This window comes from Streptomyces sp. NPDC050674, assembly GCF_040654575.1.
Lineage (GTDB): Bacteria > Actinomycetota > Actinomycetes > Streptomycetales > Streptomycetaceae > Streptomyces.
Genome location: NZ_JBFAIG010000009.1, coordinates 106,555 through 127,483, shown reverse-complemented (window position 1 = coordinate 127,483; position 20,929 = coordinate 106,555). Strand labels below are relative to the sequence as shown.

Annotated in this window: 15 protein-coding genes; 4 read left to right on the top strand and 11 right to left on the bottom strand. The window is 72.1% G+C overall.

Annotation, left to right across the window (positions count from 1 at the left end; all coding sequences use genetic code 11):
- Positions 1–428: 428 nt before the first annotated feature.
- Positions 429–1,349 carry an NADP-dependent oxidoreductase gene (locus AB0I06_RS17040; protein ID WP_363119590.1) on the bottom strand — a complete coding sequence of 307 codons (921 nt, stop codon included), beginning with the start codon at positions 1,347–1,349 and terminating at the stop codon, positions 429–431.
- A 207-nt stretch (positions 1,350–1,556) separates the two neighbouring features.
- Between AB0I06_RS17040 and AB0I06_RS17035 the strand changes: the two genes are divergently transcribed.
- Positions 1,557–2,099 carry a 2'-5' RNA ligase family protein gene (locus AB0I06_RS17035; RefSeq protein ID WP_363119589.1) on the top strand — a complete coding sequence of 181 codons (543 nt, stop codon included), beginning with the start codon at positions 1,557–1,559 and terminating at the stop codon, positions 2,097–2,099.
- 120 nt (positions 2,100–2,219) lie between these two features.
- On the opposite strand, the gene AB0I06_RS17030 is transcribed toward AB0I06_RS17035, so the two are convergent.
- The 3 genes from AB0I06_RS17030 to AB0I06_RS17020 all read right to left on the bottom strand — a co-directional run bounded on the left by AB0I06_RS17030 (position 2,220) and on the right by AB0I06_RS17020 (position 6,533).
- A complete protein-coding gene (locus AB0I06_RS17030) occupies positions 2,220–4,532 on the bottom strand; it encodes an FdhF/YdeP family oxidoreductase (protein ID WP_363119588.1) in 2,313 nt (770 codons plus the stop codon).
- Positions 4,533–4,567: 35 nt separating this feature from the next.
- Positions 4,568–5,194 carry an SRPBCC family protein gene (locus tag AB0I06_RS17025; protein ID WP_363119587.1) on the bottom strand — a complete coding sequence of 209 codons (627 nt, stop codon included), beginning with the start codon at positions 5,192–5,194 and terminating at the stop codon, positions 4,568–4,570.
- A 220-nt stretch (positions 5,195–5,414) separates the two neighbouring features.
- Positions 5,415–6,533: an NAD(P)/FAD-dependent oxidoreductase gene (locus AB0I06_RS17020; protein ID WP_363119586.1), complete on the bottom strand. Its 1,119-nt coding sequence runs from the start codon at positions 6,531–6,533 to the stop codon at positions 5,415–5,417.
- Positions 6,534–6,586: 53 nt separating this feature from the next.
- Between AB0I06_RS17020 and AB0I06_RS17015 the strand changes: the two genes are divergently transcribed.
- Complete coding sequence (locus AB0I06_RS17015) at positions 6,587–7,279, top strand: TetR/AcrR family transcriptional regulator C-terminal domain-containing protein (protein WP_363119585.1); 693 nt, start codon at positions 6,587–6,589, stop codon at positions 7,277–7,279.
- A gap of 135 nt (positions 7,280–7,414) precedes the next feature.
- Here the strand turns inward: AB0I06_RS17015 and AB0I06_RS17010 are convergent, their stop codons facing one another.
- Entirely contained in the window at positions 7,415–8,941 is a 1,527-nt protein-coding gene (locus AB0I06_RS17010) for a DUF4246 domain-containing protein (RefSeq protein WP_363119748.1), read from the bottom strand.
- A 579-nt stretch (positions 8,942–9,520) separates the two neighbouring features.
- Between AB0I06_RS17010 and AB0I06_RS17005 the strand changes: the two genes are divergently transcribed.
- A complete protein-coding gene (locus AB0I06_RS17005; RefSeq protein WP_363119584.1) occupies positions 9,521–10,546 on the top strand; it encodes a 6-phosphofructokinase in 1,026 nt (341 codons plus the stop codon).
- A gap of 4 nt (positions 10,547–10,550) precedes the next feature.
- On the opposite strand, the gene AB0I06_RS17000 is transcribed toward AB0I06_RS17005, so the two are convergent.
- The 4 genes from AB0I06_RS17000 to AB0I06_RS16985 all read right to left on the bottom strand — a co-directional run bounded on the left by AB0I06_RS17000 (position 10,551) and on the right by AB0I06_RS16985 (position 16,647).
- The gene (locus AB0I06_RS17000; RefSeq protein ID WP_363119583.1) at positions 10,551–11,438 is read right to left on the bottom strand and encodes a universal stress protein; all 888 of its coding nucleotides are present in this window, start codon (positions 11,436–11,438) and stop codon (positions 10,551–10,553) included.
- A 159-nt stretch (positions 11,439–11,597) separates the two neighbouring features.
- Complete coding sequence (locus AB0I06_RS16995; RefSeq protein ID WP_363119582.1) at positions 11,598–12,359, bottom strand: hypothetical protein; 762 nt, start codon at positions 12,357–12,359, stop codon at positions 11,598–11,600.
- Entirely contained in the window at positions 12,356–14,017 is a 1,662-nt protein-coding gene (locus tag AB0I06_RS16990) for a serine/threonine-protein kinase (RefSeq protein WP_363119581.1), read from the bottom strand. The genes AB0I06_RS16995 and AB0I06_RS16990 overlap by 4 nt, the downstream gene beginning before the upstream one ends.
- A 152-nt stretch (positions 14,018–14,169) precedes the next feature.
- The gene (locus AB0I06_RS16985) at positions 14,170–16,647 is read right to left on the bottom strand and encodes a PAS domain S-box protein (RefSeq protein WP_363119580.1); all 2,478 of its coding nucleotides are present in this window, start codon (positions 16,645–16,647) and stop codon (positions 14,170–14,172) included.
- Between the two features lie 321 nt (positions 16,648–16,968).
- Here AB0I06_RS16985 and AB0I06_RS16980 point away from each other — a divergent pair, with 321 nt between their 5' ends.
- Complete coding sequence (locus tag AB0I06_RS16980) at positions 16,969–18,312, top strand: DEAD/DEAH box helicase (RefSeq protein WP_363119747.1); 1,344 nt, start codon at positions 16,969–16,971, stop codon at positions 18,310–18,312.
- 50 nt (positions 18,313–18,362) lie between these two features.
- Here AB0I06_RS16980 and AB0I06_RS16975 read toward each other — a convergent pair whose 3' ends face one another.
- Positions 18,363–19,166, bottom strand: a complete 804-nt coding sequence (locus AB0I06_RS16975) for a phosphatidate cytidylyltransferase (RefSeq protein WP_363119579.1) — start codon at positions 19,164–19,166, stop codon at positions 18,363–18,365.
- Positions 19,163–20,920 carry a histidinol-phosphate transaminase gene (locus AB0I06_RS16970; RefSeq protein ID WP_363119578.1) on the bottom strand — a complete coding sequence of 586 codons (1,758 nt, stop codon included), beginning with the start codon at positions 20,918–20,920 and terminating at the stop codon, positions 19,163–19,165. The genes AB0I06_RS16975 and AB0I06_RS16970 overlap by 4 nt, the downstream gene beginning before the upstream one ends.
- Between the last annotated feature and the right edge of the window lie 9 nt (positions 20,921–20,929).

Below are 20,929 nucleotides of genomic sequence, written 5' to 3'. Positions count from 1 at the left end.
GGAGGGCCTACGTCCCCGGCCTGCCCTACCGGTCGACCTGCTGAGTGCCCATCGGGGTGCGACTCCCCGTCGCCGTTCCACCCTCGTCCGGCCGTCGGCGGTCCTGATCCCTCCCCGCTGACGACAGGCACAGGCTGACGGCTGTCGTCACATCTAACGACTTGACCGCCTACACCTCCACGGCCATGTCCTGGTCGCTCCACCAGGACCGGTCGCGTCGGCACAACGCGGGGACGCTCCGTGGCCGGGCAGGTCGGGCGCGATCACCCGACAGCCTCGTGCGGGCAACGCGGGGACGCCCTTGGTCCGGCAGGTCGACCGCGATCACCCCGACAGCCGCGTGCGGCCAAAGCGGGGCCGCCGCGCCACCACGCCGCGAATCGGCCATCATGCCGTGCAGCAGCACGGCGACGCGCTCGGCGCCTTGGTCAGTCCTGCGTCACTCGGATGATCGTCTTGCCGGGGCCGCGCCGCCCGGGCGCGAAGGCGGCGGGCGCCTCGGTGAGCGCTCGCACCCCTCCGATGATCGGCTGGAGCCGCCCGTCCCTCGTGCGCCGGGCCAAGTCCACGAGCCGCCCGCGATCAGGTTCGACCACGAAGAAGACGGCCCGGCCGTTCCCGGGCTGGATCCGAGGCGGTTCGGCGATGGTCACGAGGGTGCCGCCGGCGCGCACCAGTGCGGTCGAGCGGTCGAGGATCTCACCGCCGAGCACATCGAAGACCAGATCCACCTCGCCGAGGTCCTCCAGCCGGTCGTTCTGCAGGTCGAGGAACTCGTGTACGCCCAGCCCGAGTGCCGTCTCCTTGGCCGTTGCCCTGCCGGTGCCGATCACTCGGGCTCCGGCCTCACGGGCGAGCTGCACGGCGATCGACCCGACTCCGCCCGCCGCGCCGTGGATCAGGACGGTCTGCCCCGTCCCGAGACGACCGTGGTCGAACAGGCCCTGCCACGCGGTGAGTCCGGAGATCGGCAGTGCGGCCGCCACCGTGTGGTCCAGGTCCGCCGGGAGCGGGGCGAGGTTGCGCGCCTCCACGGCGACGTACTCGGCCAGTGAACCGTCGCGGGCCCAGTCGCTCAGCCCGAACACCCGCTGACCCACGGTGAGTCCGGTCGTGCCGTAGCCCAGTTCCACGACCACGCCCGACAGTTCGTGCCCGGGGACGCTCGGCGTACGGTCACGGCCGGCACGGTCGGTCCAGGTCGCCGGCCAGTCGAGCTCACCAGGGGTGAAGCCGGCGGCGTGCACCCGCACGATGACGTCGTTCTCGGCGGCGTGGGGGTACGGAAGATCCGTCAGGGACAGTCCGGCTGCTCCGGCGGCACGGTCTCGAACGACGATGGCCTGCATGGTGCCTCACCTCGGTCATGAAACGTCCCCCTTCACCTTGCCGTGCCTGCCTGGCCACGCCGGATTTCCCTCCCATGCTCCTCCTCGTCAAGGAGCCGCGCACCACCGAGGCGGCCGAACGCCGGAACGCCGAGCGGCAGCGCGGGAACGTCGTCCTCGTCGGCCAGGCCGCCCCGGGACCGGCTACGGCCGCGCTAGGCTGCGGCGGTGCGCACGGTCGAGCTGTTGTTGGACGAGGCGGCAGAGCGAGCGGTCCAGGACGCCTGGCGGCGGCTCGCGGACGCGGGGCTGCCCAGTCAGGCGCGCCACAGCTCACCGACCAACAGGCCCCACCTCACGCTCGCCGCTTGCCCGGAGCTGACCGCCCCGATCCGCTGGGAGCTCGCCGAGGTGGCCGCTGCCCTTCCGTTGCCCGTGCGGTGCACCGGTGTGATCCGCTTCGAGCGGCCCACCTCGGTGCTCGCCTGGGCGCTGGACCTCGACTCCGCGCTGGCCGCACTGCACCGGCGGGTGTGGGAGGCGGTGGCCTCGGACAGCCCGCATGAGTCCCTCAACCCCTTCCACCGGCCTGGGCGCTGGGCCCCGCACATCACCCTCGGCCGGACCCGCCGTGCCGGCGCCTTCGCCGACCGGCGCATTCCTGACCTGCTCCCGGCCCCGCCGCGGACCGCCCGACTGACGACCCTGCGCAGCTACGACACCGAGACCGGCTCCCTGGAGACTTTTCAGGGACCTGACGTGCCGCGATGACCGGGGACGCCACAGCCGACCACGTGGCCGACAACGAGCCCATGGATGTCACCGAGCTGCTCGAATCGGCTTGCTGGAGGAGCTGTGCCACAAGGTGGCGCCGACTGCCGTCCCTGACGGTCAGGCAGGTGTGGGCTGCGTCCGGTCGCGGGTGGGTTCGAGACGGACGACGATGCCCTTCGACGTGGGCTGGTTGCTGATGTCGGCGACGCTGTCCAGCGGCACCAGGACGTTCGTCTCCGGGTAGTAGGCGGCGGCTGAGCCCTTGGCGGCCGGGTAGGGCACGATCTCGAAGTTCTCGGCCCGGCGCTCCGTGCCGTCCGCCCAGACGCTCACCAGGTCGACGCGATCACCTTGGGCGAGACCGAGTTCGTTCAGATCGGCGGGATTGACGAGTACGACGTGACGGCTGCCGTGGATGCCCCGGTAGCGGTCGTTGTCGGTGTAGGGGACGGTGTTCCACTGGTCGTGCGAGCGCAGCGTCTGCAACAGCAGGTGCCCCTCGGGTGCCCGGGGGACCACGAGCTCGTTGCGGGTGAACAGGGCCTTGCCGACCTTGTTGTTGAAGACGCCCTCGTTGACCGGGTTGGGCAGTTGGAAGCCTCCGGGGCGGGTCACGCGTGCGTTGAAGTCGTGAAAGCCCGGCACGATGCGGGAGATGCGGTCCCGGATGGTGCCGTAGTCGCCCTCGAACGTGGCCCAGGGAATGTCCGCCTTGCCGTCCAGGGTGCGGCGGGCGAGCCGGCACAGGATGGCGACTTCGCTCAACAGCAGCGGTGAGGCCGGTTCCAGGCGGCCCTGGGAGGTGTGCACCTCGCTCATGGAGTTCTCGACGGTGACGAACTGCTCGCCATCGGCCTGCACGTCACGTTCGGTGCGCCCCAGGGTCGGCAGGATCAGTGCGGTGTCGCCGCAGACGGTGTGCGAGCGGTTGAGCTTGGTGGAGATGTGGGCGGTCAGCCGGCACGAACGCATCGCCTTCTCGGTGACCTCGCTGTCGGGAGCGGCGCGTACGAAGTTCCCGGCCAGGGCGAGGAAGACCTTGACGCGGCCCTCCAGCATCGCCTTGATGGAGTTCACCGAGTCCAGACCGTGCGGGCGCGGTGGGTCGAAGCCGAACTCCTTCCGCAGGGCGTCGAGGAAGGTGTCCGGCATCTGCTCCCAGATGCCCATGGTGCGGTCGCCCTGGACGTTGCTGTGGCCGCGCACCGGGCAGGCGCCCGTGCCGGCGCGGCCCAGGTTGCCGCGCAGCATCAGGAAGTTGACGATCTCCCGGACGGTGGGCACGCCATGCTTGTGCTGGGTGATGCCCATCGCCCAGCAGACGATGACGCGTTCGCTGTTCAGGACCTCGTCGCGGACCTTCTCGATCTCCTCGCGGGTCAGTCCGGTCGCCGTGTGCACATCGTCCCAGTCGACGGTGCGGGCGTGCCGGGCGAACTCCTCGAAGCCGGTGGTGTGGGCGTCGATGAAGTCGTGGTCCAGTACGGTGCCGGGCCGGGCGTCCTCCGCCTCCAGCAGCAGCCGGTTGAGAGCCTGGAACAGGGCGAGGTCGCCGCCGGGCTTGATGTGCAGGAAGCGGTCGGCGATCTGGGTGCCGCGTCCGACGACCCCACGTGCCTTCTGCGGGTTCTTGAAGCGGCGCAGCCCGGCCTCCGGCAGCGGATTGACCGCCACGATCCGGCCGCCGTTGCGCTTGGCCTCCTCCAGGGCGGAGAGCTGACGCGGGTGGTTGCTGCCCGGGTTCTGCCCGACCAGGAAGATCAGGTCGGCGTGGTGGAGGTCGTCGAGGCTGACGGTGCCCTTGCCGGTGCCCAGGGTCTCGCTCAGGGCGAAGCCGCTGGACTCGTGGCACATGTTGCTGCAATCGGGCAGGTTGTTGGTGCCGAAGGCGCGGGCGAAGAGCTGGAGGACGAACGCGGCCTCGTTGCTGGCGCGGCCGGAGGTGTAGAAGACGGCCTCGTCGGGGGAGTCCAGCGCCTGGAGTTCTTGCGCCAGGACGCCCAGGGCGTCGTTCCAGCCGATGGGCTCGTAGTGGTCGGAGCCGGGCCGCTTGATCACCGGTTCGGTGAGCCGGCCCTGCTGGTTGAGCCACATGTCGGAGCGGGCCGCGAGGTCGGGGACGCTGTGCTCACGGAAGAAGTCGGCGGTGATCCGGCGCGTGGTGGCCTCGTCGTTGATGTGCTTGGCGCCGTTCTCGCAGTACTCGTTGCGATGGCGCCGGCCCGGGGCGGGATCCGCCCACGCGCAGCCGGGGCAGTCGACCCCACCCACCTGGTTCATGGTCAGCAGGTCCACCCCGGTCTTGCGCGGGGAGGTCTGCTCCAGGGAGTACTCCAGCGCGTGCACGACGGCGGGGACTCCGGCCGCCCACTTCTTCGGCGGTGTCACGGACAGAGCGGTCTCCCGCTCCTCGTCGGGCGGGTTCTGCATCGGTTCGCCTTTCTCTTGCCGTGTCCGCACGTGGGTCAGCCGACGGGCCACTGGGCCACGCGGCTCCTGGGCGGTTCCGGGTGATCGTGCTGCACGCGGCCGTTGCGGATGGTGCCGCGCCAGGCCCCGCCCTCCTGCCCCATCCCCTCGATGAACTGCTTGAAGTTCATGAGTTCGCCGCGCACCAGCCGGGCGGTGAGCCGTGCCGCCCCGGACGAGCGGGTGAGGATGCTCGTGGCTCCCCGCGGTGTGAGGAGTATCCGGACGGTGATCGCGGTGCCGCCGGACCCGTCCGGCCTGAACTCGACCTCCCCCTGGTGGGAGGGGTGCTGCTCCACGCCGCGCCAGGCCAGGTAGGCGTCGGGGTCCTGCTCCACGATCTCGACCGCGAAGCGACGGCGGAGAGGCCCGTAGCCGATACTCCATTCGATCACGGTGGGCCTGACCTGCTCCACGCCCCGCACCACCGTCGAGAAGCGCGGGAAGGTCTTGAACTGCGTCCACTGGTTGTACGCCGTGCTCACCGGCACCGCGACCTCGACCGTCTCCTCGACGTGCCGCTCCGGCAGTGAACGACGGCGCGCGACGCCGTCGCCGTCCCTGTGCGTCCCCGGCGCGTCCGGCGCGGGCTGCTGAGCCTGGGCGTGGTCTTCGTGCGCCATCGTGGTCTTCCTTCCGGTGAGGGAGCCGGGCGGGCGGACCCCTCGCCTCCCCTCGTACGTCAGGGCTTCTCTTCCGGTTCCCCCATCGTGCGCTTCGAGTCGCCTCGGCGCCTCCGCGTCCCGCGCGACCCGGTTACGGCAGGGGCGAGGCGGCCGTCGGGGCCGTGTGAGGCGACTGAGGCGGTCGGCTGTGGCCGTGCGGGTCGGTGCGACGCGCCGGTCAGGCAGGCTGGAGTTCGTCGAAGAAGGCCAGGGCGGTGGCGGGGTCCGGGCTGACAAGGCGTTCCAGACCGGAGGTCGTGATCTTCGCCCACCTGCCGGCCCGTGCCCACATCTGTTCCTCGAAGGCGCGGACGGCCGCGTCCCGGTCCCCCGGGCAGGTGGCGATGGACTCGGCCAGTTCGGCACCCTCCAGCATCGCCAGGTTCGCACCGGCCCCCAGGGGAGGCATCAGATGGGCGGCGTCACCCAGGAGCGTCACCCCGGGCACGTGGGTCCAGGTGTGGGCCACGGGCAGGACGAAGAGGGGGCGATGGACGAAAGCCGTGCCGTGGCCGAGGAGGTCGAGGACGGGGGCGGCCCAGCCGTCGAACAGGGCCAGCAGGCTCGCTCGCACGGCCCCGGCGTCGGCCAGGTCCAGGTGCGTGTGCCAGTCCAGCGGCGCGCGGAACTGGGCGTACACCTTCACGTGGCCTCCGCTGTTGCGCTGGGCGACGAGCGCGCGGTTCACGCCGTACGCGGCCATGGAGCCGTCGCCGATCAACCGGGCGAGGTCGGGATGGCGGGTGTCGACGTCGTCGAGCGAGGTCTCGACCGCGGTGACGCCGGTGTAGTGCGGTGTCACCGACGAGACGGCCGGGCGGGTCCGTGACCAGGCGCCGTCCGCGCCGACCACGAGGTCGAACGTCTCCCGTCGTCCGTCCGCGAAGTGGACCTGTACGCCGTCCCGGCTCCCCGGCACCACGTGCGTCACGCCCCGGCCCCACTGGACGTCGAGAGGGCCGAGCAGCAGGTCCCGGAGCTGTCCGCGGTCGATCTCGGGATTGGCGCGCTCGCCCGGATGGGGCCGCCAGTCACGCAGAACGGCCCCGTCCGTGTCCAGGATCCGCATGGCCTGCCCCTCGGGGCGGGACAGCGCCTGGAACTCCTCCAGCAGCCCCGCCTTGTCCAGTGCCCGCTGTCCGAGCCCTTCGTGCAGGTCCAGCGTGCCGCCCTGAGCGCGCGCGTCGGGGGCGGGATCGCGTTCGAAGACGGTGGCGGGGCAGCCATGGCGGTGCAGGACACGGGCGAAGGTGAGGCCGGCGGGACCGCTTCCGATCACGGCGATACGACGTCTCATGTCGATACACTGTATTGACGCCCTACCATGTAGCGCAACAGGAGGGTGTGACCATGACTGTGTGGGACCGGCCGGAGCCGTCGGCTCGCCCCGCGCCGCTCGACCGTGAGCGGATCGTCGCCGCCGCCGTCGCGTTGGCCGACGAGGGCGGGCTTGAGGCGGTGTCGTTGCGCAAAGTCGCCGCCCGGCTGAACGCCGGCCCCATGCGGCTGTACGGATACATCGCCACCAAGGACGAGCTGTTCGACCTCATGGTGGACGAGGTCCAGGCCGAGATCCTCCCAGAGGAACAGCCCGGCGACTGGCGGGACGCCCTGAGCGCGCTCGCCCACCGCACCCGGCAGGCCGCCCTTCGTCACCCATGGCTGGCCGACCTGCTCGGTGGCCGCCCCACCCTGGGCCCGAACGGCCTCGCTGTGACGGAGGCCAAGCTGGCCGCCCTCGACGGCCTCGCCGACGTCGACACCGTCATGCGCGCCGTGGAGACCGTCAGCGCCTACTGCACCGGCGCGATCAGGCGTGAGATCGCGAACCTGCGGGCCGAGCGCGCCACGGGCCTGTCGAAGCGGGACTGGCAGCGCGCCTCCGGCCCGCATGTGACCAGGATGCTGGCCACCGGCCGCTTCCCGGCGCTGGCCAAGGCTGTCCACGACGGCACGGACCTGGACGCAGAGACATCCTTCACGACCGGCCTGGACTGGGTCCTGGACGCCGTGGCCGCCAAACTCGCCCCGCCGTTGACATGACACATGCCCTCGGGGCGCCGGGAGCCCCTGAACTCGGGTGCGGTCATGGGCGGGCCGCAGACCGCCTCCGCCGATCGCCCCTGTGTCGCAGGGATTCGGCATCCAGCAGCCTGCGACAGGAGCGGGCGGGGACGGTCAGTGCTCGCAGAGGGAGAATTCCCGCTCGTAGAGCTGCTCGTTGTGTTCGTCGACGAAAAACTTGCGCTCCCGCATGAGTTGTTCGCGGTAGTCCTTGGCCTGTTCGAGCGTCATGGTCGAGGTGTCGGACCAGGGTTGCTGCGGTGGCACATCGGACGTCGAGACGAGCGTTACCGACGGGTCGACCAGGAAGAACGCGAGAATCTTGCGGTGCCCCGGGCGGGTGGGGTCCGTGAGGCGGAATGAGCCGACACGGTGTTGCAGGACGTTCGGGAAGGCCAGGCAGCGGCCCGCCGGGGTCGACGCCGAACCCAGCGTCTGGTTCAGTGCGTCTTCGTCCTCCAGGCCGTAGACCTCGCGCACACCGTTGTCATCGTTCTGTTCGTAGCTGGGGTCGTCGAGCGCCGCCCGGAAACTCAACCGGCTCTCGGTGATGTTGTCGCTGTCCCAGTAGTAGATGGCGGTGGAGACGATCCGCTCGTTCAGCATCCCCTCGACATGCCAGGAACCACCGGCGTACTCGGGCTTGTCCGGGGTGAGGTGGATGGTGGCGAGCTTGACGATGACCTGAAGACGGCGGCCGCGCAGGTCGAACCGGGCGGATTCACCGGGCCGCTCGGGCGGGGTGAAGACCGGAGCGTCCGGGATGACCGGGCGGCGGTTCTCCCACCAGTCGTCGTGGGCCACTTCCCACGTACGTCGGGCCTCTGCGTAGGACTCGTCGTCGCCGTAGTCGGACCTGTTCGGATATTCCGGCTTCGAGTCGTACCACCCATACGGATCGGCCTCGATCCGCAGGGGCCGCGGATGGAGCAGATCGGTGAGGACGTTCTCCAGCAGCGGGCGCATACGGGCGAACAAGTCCGGCAGGACGCAGGCCAGTTCGCGATGCGTTTCGGGATGGACGTTGTTGACGTACGAGCGGAAGACGACTTGGCCGTCCTCAGTGACGTCGACATCGGTGGGAAGCCACTGGAACTTCTCCGAGAACTCGTACTTGGAGTAGTGGTTCGTCGGGTTCTGCCAAGCCCGCTCGGGCCCGCCGCTCACCTCTCGCACCAGGCAGAACAGAGAGGGATGCACCAGATCGAGGACCTGACCGCCGGATCCGGGATGCCAGTCCTGTTCCGCTTCAGGGACCTGCTCCAAAACCCTGACCGCGCTCCGCAGCCGCGATCTGAGCTCGTCGTCGACCAGTGCGTCCGACTGCCACACTCCGTCGACGGCGGACACCTCGATGCCGGTTCGCTCGTCCCGCAGCGCGGCATAGTGCTCGAGCTCGGCGAGGACGTACCGAACTTGTGCTTCGGTGAGGCCCTGCGCGACCGCCTCTTGCGTCCACCTCGCGACGATGTCGGGAGCCTTCATCTTCTCGACCCACCCGGGCTTCGCCCGAATGTGAGCGCTGCACTGCATCATCTGCAGTTCCCGAAGCGTTCGGGGCGTCGCGAAGGCCAGGGAACGGGAGGCGTGAAAGGGCAGAGGGAAAGCAGGCGAACTGGTCAATTCCGTTGGTCCTCGCAGTGGGTGAGCGGTGGCGGGAAGGATACTTCAGCCGACTGACACCGCAGCCGTGGTCGCTGCATCGCTGGTCGCACCTCGTCCGACGCTCCCGCGTGTCATGAATCCGACACCGGCTCCGTCCCTGGGGTACGAGTGGCCGCGCCGGACCACGCGAGCGCGGAAGGAGCACCCCCGTGGCGATTGAGCGGATGGACTGCGCGGCCCCTCGGGAATCGTCGTCGCCTTGTCCGGACGGATCGGCTGAACACTGAACCGGTGATCGTCGACGACGGGGTCGGCGTGCCTCGCTACGGCCCGGGGCACCGCCCTCCCCTTCGCACCTGACGGTTCCACGTGCGCCGGGGGCGACCTGACCGGCCCGGTCACCCTCTCGGACGGCCGCGAGTGGGGGAGCCGACAACGGGGGAGTGGCGAGCGTACGCGGCGGGGTCCGGCAGGCGCGCCGGTGCGCGTTGAGTGGCCGCCTCGGGGGGAACCGGGGAGGCTGGATACAGACGGTGATCCGTGTGCCCCGGCAGTCGTGCCGGGTGCCCGCGAGAGCGGGAACGCACCGGGTGCGCGGCGGATGGGAGAGGGCCCATGAAGGTCGGAGTGCTGACCGGCGGCGGTGACTGCCCCGGCCTCAACGCCGTGATCCGCAGTGTCGTCCGCAAAGGCGTCCAGACCTACGGATTCGACTTCGCCGGAGTGCGGGACGGCTGGCTCGGCCTGCTCAAGAACGACGTCGTTCCCCTGGAGATCTCCAGCGTGCGGGGAATCCTCCCCCGTGGCGGGACCATCCTCGGATCCTCCCGTACGAACCCGTTCAAGCACGATGACGGACTGCAACGGGTACGGGACACTCTCGCCACGCATGACATCGACGCGCTCGTCGTGATCGGCGGGGAGGACACCCTGGGAGTTGCCACGGAGCTCAGCCGGCAGGGGGTCAACCTGGTGGGTGTGCCGAAGACCATCGACAACGACGTCTCCGGCACCGACTTCACCTTCGGCTTCGACACCGCCGTCGGCATCGCGACGGAAGCCATCGACCGCCTCCACACCACCGCCGAGTCACACATGCGGGCGCTCGTGGTGGAGGTGATGGGGCGCCACTCGGGGTGGATCGCCCTGCACGCCGGCGTCGCGGGCGGCGCCAACGTGATCCTCATCCCGGAGCGTCCGTTCGACATCGATCAGGTCTGTGAGCTGGTGAAGCGCCGGTTCGAGATCAACTACGCGCCGATCGTCGTCGTGGCCGAGGGGGCTGTGCCCAAGGAGGGCCAGATGATCCTCAAGGACCAGTCGCTCGACGAGTACGGGCATGTGCGGCTGTCCGGCATCGGTGAGTGGCTGGCCCAGGAGATCTCGGCGCGGACCGAGAAGGACGCGCGCACCACGGTCCTCGGTCACATCCAGCGCGGCGGCACGCCCAGCGCCTTCGACCGGTGGCTGGCCACCCGTTTCGGTCTGCACGCCATCGACGCTGTCCACGACGGGGACTTCGGCAGCATGGTCGCCCTGCGCGGTACGCGGATCATCCGGATCCCGCTCGCCGACGCCACCGCGGAGAACAAGGTGGTGGACCCGTCGCTGTACGAGGAGTTCGAGGCGTTCTACGGCTGAGCCGTCACCGCCCGTGCGGTACGACCGCCACCGGACAGCGGGCGTGGTGCAGCACGGCGTGCGCGACCGGCCCCAGCCGGCCGTCCGCCGTCTGCCGCTCGGTGTGACGCCCCACGACGAGCAGCTCCGCGTCCCGGGAGGCGTTCAGGAGCGCTTCGGCGGGGTGCAGCAGCATGGAGTCGCTGCCGGCCGTCACCCCGGGATACTTCTCCCGCCACGGACGCAGCAGGTCGAACAGCCGCAGGACCTCCTGGTCCTCCCAGCCCGCCCGGTCCTCCTCGGTCACCACCAAGGTCCGTGAGGAGACGGACTCGGCGGGCAGAGCCCAGGCGTGCACCACGTGCAGACGCGCCGCCCGGGCCTCGGCGGCCGCGAACGCGAAGTCGGCCACCTCACCGGCCGGCCGGTGCGCGTCGAATCCCAGCACGACCCGGCCGGCGCTGCGCCGTGCGGTCACCCCGTTCGCGAAGACGCCGGGGCGGTGGGGGACGAGCACGGTGGGGCAGGGAGCCGCTGCCGCCGCCCGCAGGGCCACCGAGCCGACCGCCAGCCCCTCGAACCCTCCGGTCCCACGGGCGCCGACGACAAGGATGTCCGCTTCGCGTGCCGCCTCGAGGAGGGCCCCTGGCGGGGGGTCGTCGGTCTGCGCCCCCTCCACGTCGAGGTCGGGATGGCGGTCGGCCAGGTCGGCGACCGTCCGCCGGAGCAACTGTGCGCCCATGTCACGCAGTCGCTCCGCTGTGAAATCCGGGACGCCGGAACCGGGAAGTCGCGGAGAGGCGTGGAGCAGCCGCAGGGGAACACCGCGCAGTGCCGCCTCGCGTGCGGCCCACTCGGATGCCGCCGCCGCGCACCCGGACCCGTCGACGCCCGCCAGCACAGGGGAACGCATCGCGGCCTCCTTCCTCCGGCCCGCGGCCTCGCGGGGGCCGGGGCCCGTGCTCCCCTCCACTGTTCCACGGCGGCTCCGCTCCGGCGCTCGGACCGGATCCGCACCCCACAGGCCTACGGTTTTCCCGGCCCGCCCGGTCGGGAGGGGCCGGGGGAGCGGTCAGGGGCAGTCGTACGTGAAACGGGCGGTGGCCGTGCGCTCGACGGGGGACAGCAGGCGCAGTTCGGCGCGGGCCGCGTGGTGCCCCCGGCCCTCGAAGGTCCAGCGCAGATGGAGTCGTGCCTGCTTCTGTCCCCGGACCATCACCTCTTCCAGGACACCCGAGGCGGAGCCGTCACTTCGGACCCAGCGGTAGGACAAGGTGCCCGGGCGGCCGTTCGTGGTGACCAGGGCGGCGATGTGCGCGGTGCCGTCGCAGTGGAGCACCGCCGGGCGGGCCGTGACCGCGGCCGCGCGGACGGCGAGCGGCGGTCCGAGGCGCTGCCAGGCCAGGAGCGCGAGGACGCCGAGCACGACGAGCGCGGGCAGCGTGTGTCCGCGCAGCCGCCGACGCGGGGGCGGGAGAGGCGGTACGACGGCGGGCACCCGGTCGGTGCGCGGCGCGACGGTGGCGGTCACGCCCGGGCCGAAACGCAGCACGGTGCCGTCGACCCGGTCGGGTGGCGGCTCCGGCCACTCCTCCGCGTCGCGCTCGACGAGGGTCTCGTCCTCTCCGGGGCGCCGGATCCAGTGGCTGGCCAGCACGGTGGCGCTGTACTCGGCGTCGGCCGAGCTCGGGGCGTCGCCCGGGCGCCTGCCGTCGGGGGGTCGCAGGTCGCGCGTGGCGGACGGCGGTTTCTCGGTGGGCCCGCAAGCGGTTGCCGGAGCTTTCGTTGCCTCGCGGGCGGGCGAGGATCCGTGGTCGTCGTGATGTGCGGTCATCGGAGGTCGCACCGCCTGGTGAGGAGCTGCTGCGTGGCGCCTCCGTCGGCCGCGGCCGGGGCGGTGGTGGCCTGAACGGCCCAGTAGCAGCCGAGGCCTTGGAAGGTGTGGTCGACGGTGAGCGTGTACTGGGTGGCGCCGCTGCGTTCGAAGGTCTGGGGCGCACCGTCCGCCGTGCCCGGCTGTCCCGCCGTACCGCCCGTGAACCAGGAGACCGTGACGGAGACCGGGCCGGTGCCGTCCGTGGTGATCCCGACGGTGGCCGTGGCGGTCGTGGGGCCTGTCTGCCGGAACGCCGACACCACGATGTCCTTGACCGCGGGGGCGGCGGGCGGAGCGGGCGCCGTGGTCGTCGCTGTCGCGGCGGTGACCGGGCCGCCGGGGGTGGTGGTCTCCGGGTCTGCGGCCGGGGTGGCCGGGACCGGGGGTTCCCCCGACTCGCCGGCCGCCGCGCCCGAGGGCGGCACAGTGGGTGACGGTGACGGTGACGGTGACGGGCCGGCCGACTCGGTGGGCGTGGTCGGCGCGGACGGGGCGGAGGCTGCGGGTGCGGGTGGGGTGGCCGTTCCCTGGCCGGACTGCGCCCGGGTTGTGGCCAGGGCCTGCGCCTCCCGGTGTGCCGCGGTTCCCGGGTCGAAGGGGAACCCGGAGACGAGGAGGGCCGCGAGCAGTGCGACGGCGCAGACGAGCAGTCCGGGCCTGCCGGGCAGCCAGGACCGCGCCCGCCCGCGTCCCGGCAGCCGGTGCAGAACCGTGCGGGCCGTGTCCGTGGCGCTGTGCGGCGCCTCGTGGCAGGAGGGCAGGAGCAGCGGCAGCAGGGCCACCAGCGCAGCGAGCCGGCTTCGGCCGCGTTCCTCCCAGCCGGGGCCGTAGGCGGTGCCTGCGGCGGCTTCCAGCTCCACCACGAGATCCTCGGCCCGCGCGGGCCGCTCCTCGGGATTCTTGGCCAGACCCCGGCGCACCAGGTCCCGCACCGGCTCGGGGGCCTCGTCGGCCGGCACGGGCGCGTCGACGTGCTGGAGGGCGAGTTCCGCGAGGTTGTCACCGCGGTACGGCTTGTGCCCCGTCAGGCACTCGAAGAACGTGGCGGTGGCCGCGTACACGTCGGCGGTGGGGGAGGCGGGAGCGCCGGTCCACTGCTCCGGGGACATGTAGGAGGGGGTTCCGGCCACACCCGCGCTGGTGCCCGCGTCCACCGCGATGCCGAAGTCGACCAGCTTGGAGTGTCCGTCCGGTGTGACGAGGACGTTCTCCGGCTTGTAGTCACGGTGGACGACGCCGATCCGGTGCGCGTCGGCCAGACCGAGCAACGATCCCTTGAGGATGACGAGCGCGGCCTCCGGTTCGAGCGGGCCCTGCCGCTTCAGCAGTGCGCGCAGTGAGACGCCGTCGACCAGTTCCATCACGATCGCGGCGCCCTCCGGGCTCTCCACGTACTCGTACAGCCCGGCGACGTGCTGGCTCTCCAGCCCGCCCAGCAGACGCGCCTCCGCTCGGAACTCGTGCACGAAACCCGGCCGGGTGCGCAGGGACTCACTGAGGTACTTCACCGCGACCTCGACGCCGGTCTCCTCGTGGACGGCCAGGACGACCCGCCCGCTCGCCCCGGCCCCGAGTTCCAGCGACCCGGTGTACCCGGGCACTTCCCACGTGCTCATCGCATCCCCCCTGGGCCGCCGTTCGACAGCGGCGGGCCCCCACGCTCGAAGACACATCTTTCGGCCACCGCGGTTGCGTGGCCAGAAGGAGACGCCGGACGTGCCCGGACCGTGACAGATCGCAGAGGAACGGGCTGCCTCCCCGGCGGGCCCTACTCCGCCGTGCCCGGCAGGCCGAGCAGGAGCAGCGTCACGTCGTCGTCATGGGCGGCCGTGTCCGGGACGAGGGTCCTGAGCAGCCGGCCCGCGGCCCGGTCCAGCGTCTCCGGGTCGGCGGGAGCGTCCTTCAGCACGAGCCCGAGCGTGTGGACCAGGACGTCGATCTGGGCCTCGATGTCGGTGCCGGGCCGTTCCACCAGCCCGTCCGTGTACAGCGCGAGTGAGGTGCCGGGCGGCAGCGGATGGCTGGCGTCCTCGAACGGCAGTGACAGACCGGACAGGTCGTTGACCCCCAGGGGCACGCCGACCGGCGTCCCCAGCCGGCGGGCCGGTCCGCCGGGCGGCAGCGCGATGACGGGGAGGTGCCCCGCCGAACACAGGGTGACCTCGCTCGCCTCCTGGTCGATCACCAGATAGACACAGGTGACCAACTGGTCCGCCAGATCGCTCACGAACGCGTCAAGTCCGGTCATGAGGACACCCGGCGAGGCGCCCGTGCGGGCCAGGGCGTGGGAGGCGGCGCGCAACTGTCCCATGACGGCGGCGGCCTCCAGACCCCGGCCCATCACGTCACCGACCAGGACGCCTGTGCGGTGCTCGTCGAGGGGGATGACATCGAACCAGTCGCCGCCGACCCCGGGGTCCTGGACGGATGCCAGGTACCGGTGGGCGCTGGGCAGGTGCGCGAGGCGGGGCGGCTCACCCATGAGGCTGTGCTGCAAGGTGTAGGCGATCCGGCGCTGCTGCTCGTAGCGCTCCGCGCGGTCGCTCTCCAGCCGCCTTCGCTCGGTGATGTCCCGGACGGTCAGCACCACGAGGGTCTCCCGCTCGGACTCGAGGCTGCTGACGCTCACCTCGACGGGGAACTCGGAGCCGTCGCCGCGCACGCCGTACAGGTCCCGGTCCAGGACCACGGGCCTCGGATCACGCAGACGGAGGTAGGCGCCGAGGAGAGCGCCGTGCCGCCGGCGCCGCGGGCCGGGCGCCAGGTGGACCACATCGGTACCGACGAGCTCGCCCGGCGCCCGGCCGAAAAGCCGCTTGACCTGCGTGTTGGCCATGACGACGAGGCCGTCGCCGTCCGTGATCAACGTGGCGTCGGGCGCGGACTCCAGCAGCGCCCGGAACCGCCGGTGGGACCGCTGTGCCTCGCGCTGTGCCGCGACGCGTTCGGTGATGTCGGTGACCACGCCGCAGACGGCGTAGGGCCTGCCGGAGGCGTGGGTGAGCGGGAACAGAGTGGACAGGAACTCCCGCGGACCGCCCGGCAGGGCGAGCCGTTCCTGGCGTTGCACCGGTTTGCCCTCCGCCAGCATGGCGAGATCGGCGGCCCGGGCCGAACGCGCGAGAGCGGACGGCAGGACGTCCTGGTCCCTGCGGCCGAGAACCTGCTCGCGACGCAGGCCCAGGCTCTGCTCGAACGTCGTGTTGACCGCCAGGAAGCGGCCGTCCAGGTCCTTGATGAACACCACCGCGGGCGTGTGGTCCATGAAGGCCTGCAACAGTTCGTTCTGGCGCACCTGCGACTCCAGCCGCGCGTGGGCCACCTCGACGCGGCGGCCCACCGCCAGGCTCGCGAAGATCACCGACGTGAACACGGCCACGTGAGCGCACACCAGCAGCGCGGTTCCCAGCCGCGGCCCGAACACGCCCGCGTCCTCACCCGCGAGGACGGCCCAGCCCAGCAGCGGAGGCACCACCGCGACCGTGACGAACAGCCATCGCCCCAGCGCTCCCGTCGTGCCCGCGTTCCACAGCAGCCCGGCGGGATCCTCGTCCGGACGGGCCAGGAAGAGCGCCGTGCCCAGCAGCACCAGAGCCAGAGCGGTGTGCAGGGCCATGCCCGTGTAGGCACCGAACCGCTCCAGTTCGGGCACCGCGTAGGCGGACCCGTACAGTCGCAGCATGCCGAGGGCCGCCACGGCCAGGCCCGGGATCTGACTCACCCACGCGGGGATGCGGGCCACCCCGGCGCACAGGGCGCCCGCCGCCGCGAGCGTCAGTGCCGCGGCCGTGTTCGGGGCCATCCGTCCCGGGGTTCCCGTCCCCACCCCGGCGGTGTCGTCCCGGAAGAGCAACTCGTCGATGCCCAGGCGCGCCCCGGCCGCATACTCCGCGAGGGTCAGCACACCGAGCAGTGCCGCTACGACCGCCGCCGCCCGGGCCGCTGCGATCGCCCGCGGGCGGACCGCGCCGTGGGTGATCACCCACAGGGAGAAGCCGAGCGCCACGAGGGCCACGGCGGTGTTGGGCTTCATGGACACCGCGACACCCGGCAACACGCTCTTCAGCGTGTCGCTGCCGGAGGCCCATCCGGCCAGGCTCACCAGCCCGAGCAGGCCACCCGCCGCAGCCGCGGCCCTGGCCAGGGTGCGTACGGCGCCGAGAGCAGGGGGGTGGAACGGCAGGCCGTCGGCCCGCTCCGCGTGTCGCGCGCCGGACAGCCCCGGCGTCCGCTGCTCCCTCGTCACCGCATTCTCATCCCTGCCCGGGGTGGCCGCCCAAAGCGTATGAATCAGCCTGAGTAATAAAAAAGGGTATGACACCGGCCGTTATCCGACGTAAGGGAACGTCCGGGGAGGGCCTGCGGCGTGCCCGTGCTAGCGTTTCCTGTTTGCTGTGTGCCGCTGTGCCGGGCTCCGCTGGAGTCCCGGGCCGTGGCCGCGTCCCCGCCGCGCCTTCCTCGGTACGGTTCCCTCGGAGGAAGGCCTTCTGTGAGCGACTCAGTACGTGGCGATGCCCGGCCGTGCGATGCGGCGTCCGGGGCGTCGGGAGCCGCTTCGGCGCAGCCCGTGGTGACGTCCTTCGCGCAGCTGGGTCTGCCGGCCGCGGTGCTGCGGACGCTGGACGAACGCGGTGTCACGGTCCCCTTCCCCATCCAGTCGGCGGCGCTGCCCGACGCGCTCGCCGGACGGGACGTCCTGGGCCGGGGCCGCACCGGATCCGGCAAGACGCTCGCCTTCGGCCTGGGCCTGCTCGTCCGGACGGCCGGACGGCGCGCGCAGCCCAAGGAACCGCTGGCGCTCGTCCTGGTGCCGACGCGGGAGCTGGCGCAACAGGTCGGTGAGGCGCTCACCCCGTACGCCGAGACGCTGCGGCTGAGGCTCGCGACCGTGGTGGGCGGCATGTCCATCGGACGGCAGATCGCCGCTCTGCGGGACGGCGCCGAGATCGTCGTCGCCACCCCTGGCCGGCTGCACGACATCATCGAGCGCAAGGGCTGCCGCCTGGGACGGGTGCGCATCACGGTCCTGGACGAGGCCGACCAGATGTGCGACCTGGGGTTCCTGCCCCAGGTCAGCGAGATCTTGGACCAGGTGCGTTCCGACGGGCAGCGGATGCTGTTCTCCGCCACCCTCGATCACGACGTCGACCAGCTGGTGCGGCGGTACCTGCGCGACCCCGCCGTCCACTCCGTGGACCCCTCGTCCAACGCGGTCTCCGCGATCGACCACCACGTCTTCGTCGTGCACGGTCCGGACCGGTACGCCGTCACCACGGAGATCGCCGCCCGGGACGGCCGCGTCCTGCTGTTCCTGGACACCAAGCACGGCGTGGACCTCCTCACGCGGCATCTGCGGGCCAACGGGGTGGCCGCGGCCGCCCTGCACAGCGGCAAGTCCCAGCCGCAGCGCACCCGCACGCTGGCCCAGTTCAAGGACGGGCAGGTCACCGCGCTCGTGGCGACGAACGTCGCCGCACGCGGCCTGCACGTCGACGACCTCGACCTCGTGGTCAACGTCGACCCGGCCACCGACCCCAAGGACTATCTGCACCGCGCGGGCCGCACCGCCCGGGCCGGCGGCTCCGGCACCGTCGTGACCCTCGCCCTGTCGGGACAGCGCCGCGAGACGAGCCAGGTCATGGCGGACGCCGATGTGGCCTGCAAGGTCACCACCGTGCGCTCCGGCGAGGCGGAACTCAGCCGGATCACCGGCGCCAGGGCCCCCTCCGGCAAGCCCCTCGACGGCGAGCCGGCCGCATCGCGCCCCAAGAACCACAACGCCCCGTTCCGCGGTCTGGGCAGCACCAAGGACGCGAAGAGCGGCTCCGGCGGCAGGCCGTCCCGCAAGACCGGCGAGGCCCGCAAGCTCGCGGAGGCCCGCAAGGCGGCCCGGGTACGACGCGGCGGCTGAGCTCGGCTCCAGGGCGGCGGCCGGACAGCTCACCGTCGTCCGCCGGGCGCTCATCGCAGCACGACGAACACCGCCAAGGCCCCCATCAGGGAGTCGACACGGTCGAGCAGCCCCCCGGCTCCCGCCAGCCACTGGCCCGAGTCCTTGACCTTGGCGCCGCGTTTGACGAGCGACTCGAGCAGGTCGCCTGCCGGTCCGCCCACCGCCACCGCGACCGCCGCCGGCCAGCTCCACGCCGAGAGCAGAGCGAGCACGGCGAGGCCGGCCGCGGCACCGCACAGCGTCCCGCTCCACCGCTTGGCCGGGGACAGACGCGACAACCGGGGCCCGCCCAGCCGCCGGCCCGCCACGTAGGCCACCACGTCGGCGATCGACACCGCGGCGAACAGCGCCAGGCCCAGCGTCCCCAGCGGCGCCAGCACGGCCAGCACACCCAGCCACACCAAGCCGAGCAGACCGGTGGCGAGCCGCCCCAGGCCGTCCTCGGCACGGCCCGCCGTCATCGCCACGGCGGCCAGGACGAGGGCCCCGACGGCACCCACCCGCCACACCTGCTCCGGCATCCACGCGGCGGCCACGACCAACCCGGTCACGGCGGCGGCCAGCACCGCCCGATCGATGCGAGGCAGCCGGGTCATCGCACCGAACTCCAGTACCACGACCACCGCGACGACGAGGGCGAGCACGGCGATTCCCGGCCGCCCCCACCAGAACGCGGCGGTCACCACCGGCACGCCCACCGCCCACGCACACCAGCGGACCATGATCTCCCGCCGCCGTGCCGCTCCCGCCACGACGCCGCTCAGCAGCAGCGCGCCGCCCAGCCACGGCGCCAGCCCGGCCACCGAGGTCACCGTGCCACCCCCAGGCCCGCCAACGCGACGGAATCCGCGCGCAGTTCAGCCAGTGCGGCCCGGTAGGCGCCCACGATGCGCGCGTTCTCGTCGGGGGCCCGGACGGCCACGCGCACGGTCCGGCCCTCGTACGACGTCGAAAGCGGTGACAGGTCCCGCAGGTACACGCCGTGGCGTCGGCACTCCGCGACCAGCGACGCGGCGCTCGGCCCGCCCGGCGGCAGGGTGAGCGTCAGGAAGTTGGCCACCGACTCCTCGATCGCGACCGAGGTGTCCACGGCCGCCAGGTCGGTGGCGAGCCGGCGGCGCAGCTCGTGCGTGCGCCGCAGCGTGCCGGTGTAGTAAACCGGGTCGCGCAGTGCCGCCACCGCCGCGAGTTGGGCCGGCAGTCCGAGGGCCCACGGCGGCGTCCATCGGCGCAGCTCCGCCGCCGTGTCCGGCGCGGCCACCAGGTACGCGGCCCGCACTCCGGAGAGTGCGTACGTCTTCGACATCGAGGTGCAGACCACCACGCGCGGGTCCCGCGCGGCGAACGGGACGAGTGACTCGGCGGGATCGACGTAGCCGAGGTATGCCTCGTCGATCCACCACCGGGTGCGGACCGGGGCGGCGGTGATGGCCGCGCGCAGCTCGGCGGCCGGTGCGTGGCGGCCCGTCGGGTTGTTCGGGTTGACCACCACCACGAGGTCGTAGGCCCCGTCGGCGACGACCGCCGACAACCGGGCCGGATCGATGCGCCAGCCCTCCTCGCGCCGCAGCCGGAACCGGTCCACGCGGCAGCCGATCACCCGCTCCGTGACATGGGCGTACTCACCGTATCCGGGGTCCATCAGCAGGACCCGGCTCGCCGACGTCAGCCACCGCCCGAAGGCCCGGAAGATCAGGTCGGAGGAGCCGGCGCCGACCGCGAGCGTCTCCGGGGGCAGGCCGCGGACGGCGGCCAGTTCGGCGAGCAACCCCTCCGCACCGGTCGGGGGTGAGGTGCGAGCGACCCACCCGGCATCCTCGGCGAGCACGGCCCGGGCCCCGGGGGCCGGCGGGAACCAGGCGTCGAGCACATCGGCCGCGACGACCTCATGACGTCGATCCAGCGTGCGGAAGTCCGCGCCGATCGCGGTGAACGAGGCCCCGCCGTGCTCGCAACCGTCCGGCCGGGGAGCGAACGACGCGTCCAGCCGCCAGTCCACACCGGCCGCCAGCCGGGCGAGAGTCGAAGCATGCCGCCCCGCCACCCCTCGCGACAGCTCCGCCACCTCCCCGGTCAGCACTTCGAAGTCGACCGCTCCGCTGCGGACGGTACTGCCCACGGGACGCAGGCCCGCCGCCCGGTACATGCCGACCAGGTCGGAGCGGCCCATCGCCACCACCCGCCGCCCGCCCCGGGACGCGATCCAGCGCAGCGCCGCGTACATCAACAACGCACCCGCGGCGCCGGACCGCGCCTCGGGCGCGACGGTGAGCAGCCGCACCTCGAAGACGTCGGCCTCGTCCAGGAGCGGAAGCTGCTCCCGGGTCAGGTACTTGTCCAGCCCGTACCGGCCCACCCACGGAGGCGTCACACTCACGAACCCGACACGGTCCGCACCCCGCGCGGCGACCAGGTAGACGTTGTCGCCGTCCAGCCCGTCGGCCAGCCGCCCCTGCGCATTGGGCAGGTGCTGGCCCAGCTCCTCGGCGTAGACACGGTGGCGCAGTTCATGGATCCAGGTCATGTCATCGGCGACGGCGGAACGCAGGGTGAGCGGACGGTTCATCGAAACCTC

What these genes read in the sequence shown, in the direction of transcription:
- AB0I06_RS17040 (WP_363119590.1), bottom strand. Translation starts at nt 1,349, where the DNA reads ATGCAGGCCATCGTCGTTCGAGACCGTGCCGCCGGAGCAGCCGGACTG.
- AB0I06_RS17030 (WP_363119588.1), bottom strand. Translation starts at nt 4,532, where the DNA reads ATGCAGAACCCGCCCGACGAGGAGCGGGAGACCGCTCTGTCCGTGACA.
- AB0I06_RS17025 (WP_363119587.1), bottom strand. Translation starts at nt 5,194, where the DNA reads ATGGCGCACGAAGACCACGCCCAGGCTCAGCAGCCCGCGCCGGACGCG.
- AB0I06_RS17020 (WP_363119586.1), bottom strand. Translation starts at nt 6,533, where the DNA reads ATGAGACGTCGTATCGCCGTGATCGGAAGCGGTCCCGCCGGCCTCACC.
- AB0I06_RS17015 (WP_363119585.1), top strand. Translation starts at nt 6,587, where the DNA reads ATGACTGTGTGGGACCGGCCGGAGCCGTCGGCTCGCCCCGCGCCGCTC.
- AB0I06_RS17005 (WP_363119584.1), top strand. Translation starts at nt 9,521, where the DNA reads ATGAAGGTCGGAGTGCTGACCGGCGGCGGTGACTGCCCCGGCCTCAAC.
- AB0I06_RS17000 (WP_363119583.1), bottom strand. Translation starts at nt 11,438, where the DNA reads ATGCGTTCCCCTGTGCTGGCGGGCGTCGACGGGTCCGGGTGCGCGGCG.
- AB0I06_RS16995 (WP_363119582.1), bottom strand. Translation starts at nt 12,359, where the DNA reads ATGACCGCACATCACGACGACCACGGATCCTCGCCCGCCCGCGAGGCA.
- AB0I06_RS16990 (WP_363119581.1), bottom strand. Translation starts at nt 14,017, where the DNA reads ATGAGCACGTGGGAAGTGCCCGGGTACACCGGGTCGCTGGAACTCGGG.
- AB0I06_RS16970 (WP_363119578.1), bottom strand. Translation starts at nt 20,920, where the DNA reads ATGAACCGTCCGCTCACCCTGCGTTCCGCCGTCGCCGATGACATGACC.